The organism is Protofrankia coriariae (genome assembly GCF_001017755.1).
In the GTDB taxonomy this organism is placed as follows: Bacteria; Actinomycetota; Actinomycetes; order Frankiales; family Frankiaceae; genus Protofrankia; species Protofrankia coriariae.
Map to the genome: position 1 here is coordinate 19,525 of NZ_JWIO01000031.1, position 4,773 is coordinate 24,297.

Genomic DNA, 4,773 nt, shown 5'->3' on the forward strand with positions numbered 1-4,773 from the left:
GGCGGCTGCCGCGACGAAGGCCCCCGCGGGGCACGAGCGGTGAGCCGTGGCCGACGCCGGCCCCACGCAACCTCCGTAGCGGAACAACAACGGACGGTGCATATCACGTGAATCACTTGAACGGCGTGCGAAGGCCGGCGGGTGGTCCGGTCGCCGGTGGCGGGCGTTTCACCGTCGCCCGGGCCTGGGAAGTTCTTTGGGAGATCTGCGCGGCGGCCGGGTTGGACGGCCAGGACGCGGAAATGATCAAAATCGCGGCGAACGCGGTCTTCCGGCTGCCCCGGGCCGGGGTGGTCGTCCGGATATCCGGGTCGCGGGCGATGGCGCACCGGGCGGACAAGGTCGTCCAGGTCGCTCGCTGGCTGGCCCGCCACGACGTCCCGGCCGTGCGCCTGGCGCCGGGCCTGCCGGCACCGCTGCGGATCGCGGACACCGTGGCCACCCTGTGGATCGACGCCGGCCGCGAGGGTCCGGTGGGGCCGGGAGAGCCGCCGGAGCCGGCCGCCGGGATCCCCCCACCGGCCGTGGGCGGGGACGTCCAGCCGCCTACCGGGGCCCGTGGGCCGGCGGCCGGGCACGGGCCCCCGACCAGGCATGCGGCGCAGGGGCGGGTCGTGCCGCCGCGTGGCACGACGATGCGTCCGGTGACCGGGCGGGCGGCGACCGGGCATGCGGCGTCGGAGCACGCGGCGAGGGGTCGTCCGGCGCCCGGATGGGCGGCCACGGCGGGCGGGGTGTCACGGACCGACGGCCCGCCGACGGAACGTGATCTTGCTGTCGCGCTGCGCCAGCTGCACACCCTGCCACTGCCGGACGTTCCCCTGCCCGGTTTCGACCCGCTCGCCGACGTCCGGTTACGTCTCGCCGACGCCGAGGGGCTGCCCGCCGCCGACCTCGCGTTTCTGCAACGGCTGACCGCCCGGTGCGAGGCCGCGCTGGAACGCGTGGTGTACGCCCTGCCGGCCGGGATCATCCACGGCGACGCCCATCTGGGAAATCTCGTCAGAGCTCATGACGGCGAGGTGCTGATATGTGATTTCGACGCCGCCTGCCACGGGCCGCCCGAATGGGATCTGATCCCGCTGGCCGTCGGACGGCTGCGGTTCGGCTATCCGCCGGAGCAGCACGCGACGCTCGCCGCCACGTACGGTTTCGACGTCATGCGCTGGCCGGGTTTCGAGGTGTTACGGGCGGTGCGGGAGCTGAAGCTGGTGACGAGCGTGGTGCCGGTCCTCGCGAGCAATCCGCGGGTGGCCGCGCAGTTCGCGGTCCGTCTCGCCAGCCTGCGTTACCAGGACGAGACCGTCCGATGAATGCCCTATTCCTGAGAGTACGTCCGGCCCTGGGAAAGCGTCAGGATCCTGACTGTCATCATGGTTCTGACGAACTGTCAGCCTGCTGGGACCGATCTGGTCACGCTGTTCTCGCAGGGAACATCGTCCTTCTTCGAAGGCGCCGTCTTCGCGGGGATATTCGTCCGCCGCCGGCCGTGCCCCCTCCGGGACCGCCTCCTTCGAGTTTGCCCCCGGTGCGGGTACGTCGATGAATCCACCATTCGATGTCGTCATGTTATCGGATGGCTGTTGGTGGATGTTCCGGGGAAGTGCCGTGATTGTGCCCACCATCCGGCGGCCGGCTCGGGCACAACGTCCGGGTCGGCGGGGCAACGGACGGTTCCGGCCGCCGGCCGTCCAGGCATCCCGGATTCGTCGCTGCCTGCCGGTTCCCGTCCTGGCGGGCCGGCTTGCCACAGCGGGTTGTTCCAGCCCGGCTCGCGGAGCCGGGAGAAGCCGGNCGCGGAGCCGGGAGAAGCCGGTGCCGGTGCCGTGCCGGCGGGGCGAGGCGTTCGTCACGTCGATCCACAGCCCGAGATCGCTGCCTGAGATCACTGCCACGCCGGACGAACTCCCGCCGTCTCCCGTCGTTCGCGGGGCGCCCGCGGACCTGTCCGGACCGGCTCGTTGGCCGCCTCCGCTCAGTCTGTGTGCCTCACCCAGCCCGTGTGCCGTTCCCTCCGCGGCTGGTTGGCCGCGGCCGTCACGTCGTTCGTCCAAGGAGAGCCGTCCAAGGAGAGAGGTGGCCATCCGCCCGCGAGATCGCGGAATCATGCTGCCCGCTGGCGCGGACGGTATCGGTGCCATCCGTGGTGTCATGGCTCGCAGTGCGCCGAAATACCCGTGATCGCCTTCTTTCGGACGGTCGTCGGCTGGGGCGGACGGACCTGGCCGGCTGTGCGTACCCGACTGTCGATGGGACGAACAAATGATATGGACGTGTTGTTCGCCCGCCGGTGCCCGTGCCTGTGGTTCCGTCTTCCTGGGTATTTTTCGGTAATGCTGTGAGAGCTGGGACGGAAGGAGCTCCAGGGAGCTTTCAGCGGGCCATGATATATCCGCTGGGACCTGCTTGTTGAAGGTTTTCTAAATGACGGCCGGACACCTCGGTCGGATGGCTTCTTACGGTACGGTCGACGCTTGGCGCGCACTGCGGGAGTGACCGGTACCGGTGCCGCATGCCTGCCTGGCGTGGCGGCTGCCCGGCCCAGGGTGACCGCGCGGCCGGGCTGCCGTCCGATATTTGCCCGACTTTTGGTGGGGAGCGTCCCGCTTGTGGCGTCGGGTGACCCGGGTCTTCTTTCCCGGCTATTTTTCTTCTTTTGACGGCATGCCGCCATTTTACCCCCGGGAAACCGGCGGAATTACAACCTGCGAAGTTGGCTGTTGGGGTTGACCGAGCGAGTACCCGGTGGGGTAGTGTCACTTCTCGTTCGGTCGGTATACGACGAGAGGAAAAACGTAATGGCACAGCAGCAGCAACAGCAGCAGATCGAGCAGGAGCTTCGCCAGAACTGGCAGCAGATCCGCTACCGTCTGCTCGACGAATTCGGTCAGGTCGGCACCGCGGACCTGGACGCCGCCCGCGACGTCAACGACCTCGTGCAGCGGATCGCGGACAAGACCCACCACAGCGAGCGCTACGTGGAGACCCGCCTGCAGGAGCTCGTCGGTGTGGGTGCCTCCGGGCAGCGCGGCCAGCAGCAGGGCGGCTTCGGCCAGCAGCAGGGCCAGCAGGGCCAGCAGGGCCAGCGCTTCGGTCGGTAGTTACCACGTAACACGGTGGTATCCCGGCGGTCGGCCGCCGGTGTGTGCTGCGGAGCTCCGTGACATGGCTGGGTACGTGTCGCGGAGTTTTCCATGGCACGGCGCGTACGGTGACCGTCTCGTGCTGGTGTTCGGTCGCTGAAAGCAGCCGTCCGGGATCTCCCGGTGGTAAGTGTGCCAACCAGTCAGGTGGTCTCGTCGCCATGTAACAGGAGACCACCTGACTGGCTGGACGAAGAGCCCGCGGCCGCGCTTCTTCGCGCGTTCTGGGGAATCCTGGTCCGCGGAGAATCTCAGGCCAACGCGGCCTGCGTGAGGAGTGGACGCTCAGGAGGTAAGGCTCACCAGGAGCGTCCGGTACTCGAGTAGGGCATCGATCAGCCCCAGGACGACGGCGTTACGAGGCATCTGACCAAGTTCGATCAGCATCGAATCCGTCTGTTCCAGGGTTGGCTGAGCATCGACAGCGGCGACAAGGGTGACCAGTCTGCTCATGAGTAGACCTCCAACGACTCTCGGTCGTGAAGCGATTTCCACTCAGTCAGCACGCTGTGCGGCGGGATCGCCTCACGTGATGCACCTGCCGAAACGGCCTTGCGTGGCGGGTTCATCAACATTTCCGACTCCATGCCCCCTGTGGAGGAGCCCGGCCCCTTTGTCGGGCAGCGATACGTCCGATCTTACTGTAAGAAAAGTAGAACCTCGGTGTTCCCGTCGGGTTGAGCATCCGTTACGGCGAGGTAACAAAATCACCGCTTCCGGTGACGTCCCGGCAGGCCGCGCACTGTCATGCCAATGCCGTCACGCTAATGCCGTCACGCCGGGGCTGTCACGCTAGTGCGTTGAATAGCCGGCCGCGGTGACCGGTATGTACCCCGAGCGCATCAATATCCCGGCGCTGTGTATCCAGTACGGCCGCGCATGGTGAGGACGGCTCGTGGATTCTGTCGGGACGGCCGGCGTAACACCAGCGGGGAGCGGAGAGCCGGGCAGGCTGGACCGGACACGACCGGGGTTGTCGCCCGCGGCTGTCACAACGGCGGGGCGCGTACCAGGTCGGACCGACCGTCCGGCTCCGGTCCGGAGATCGGTTGGAAAAGGTCGCTGGAGGCTGGAATCCGGTCCGCCCGCGTGCTTCACCCGGTAGCCTCGGACGGGTGGTCAGTACGGGTTTGTTCCCGGGCGGCAGATGGCGATCACAGCATGGCCGCTGAACCGGTCGGCGATCCCGGCCAGCCCGCGGCCGCCCCGGACGCGCTGGTGGCGCCCACGGTGGGCGAACCGGTTGACAACGACCTCAGCCGTGAGCTCGAGGATCTGGCGCATCGCGCGTGGCCGCCCCTGCGCGAGCGGCGGCTGGGCGGCTGGGTGCTGCGGGAGTCGGCTGGCTCCTCCCGGCGCGGTAACTCCGTGTGGGCCCGCGGCGACGTCGGCGACATCGCCGGCGCCCTGAACGCGGTCGGTGAGTTCTACGCCACCGCCGGTCTGCCGCCAACGCTCCAGATCACGCCGGTGTCCCTGCCCGCGGACATCCACGAGGCGCTGGACGTGGCCGGTTTCGACGACACCGGGCCGACCGACGTCTGCGTCGCCGACCTCGAGGAGATCCGCGAACGGCTGGCCGCCGGGCCCACCGGCCACGTCCCCGTCGGCGCCGGCGGCTCCCCACCCG

General features: G+C 68.6%; 4 protein-coding genes. 3 read left to right on the top strand and 1 reads right to left on the bottom strand.

Going from position 1 to position 4,773, the window contains the following annotated elements; all coding sequences use genetic code 11:
- Positions 1-107: 107 nt before the first annotated feature.
- Entirely contained in the window at positions 108-1,313 is a 1,206-nt protein-coding gene (locus FrCorBMG51_RS31645; RefSeq protein WP_235433685.1) for a phosphotransferase family protein, read from the top strand.
- A gap of 1,485 nt (positions 1,314-2,798) precedes the next feature.
- A complete protein-coding gene (locus FrCorBMG51_RS17585) occupies positions 2,799-3,101 on the top strand; it encodes a hypothetical protein (protein ID WP_047224155.1) in 303 nt (100 codons plus the stop codon).
- Positions 3,102-3,428: 327 nt separating this feature from the next.
- Here the strand turns inward: FrCorBMG51_RS17585 and FrCorBMG51_RS29815 are convergent, their stop codons facing one another.
- A complete protein-coding gene (locus tag FrCorBMG51_RS29815) occupies positions 3,429-3,596 on the bottom strand; it encodes a hypothetical protein (protein WP_013871802.1) in 168 nt (55 codons plus the stop codon).
- A 708-nt stretch (positions 3,597-4,304) separates the two neighbouring features.
- Here FrCorBMG51_RS29815 and FrCorBMG51_RS31650 point away from each other — a divergent pair.
- Positions 4,305-4,773 (top strand): GNAT family N-acetyltransferase, cg3035/Rv0428c family (locus FrCorBMG51_RS31650; RefSeq protein ID WP_420848637.1); only part of this gene is annotated, 469 nt, incomplete at its 3' end.

Bases quoted from the DNA above. Each gene is read 5' to 3' on its own strand.
- FrCorBMG51_RS17585 (WP_047224155.1), top strand. From the start codon at position 2,799: ATGGCACAGCAGCAGCAACAGCAGCAGATCGAGCAGGAGCTTCGCCAG.
- FrCorBMG51_RS29815 (WP_013871802.1), bottom strand. From the start codon at position 3,596: ATGAGCAGACTGGTCACCCTTGTCGCCGCTGTCGATGCTCAGCCAACC.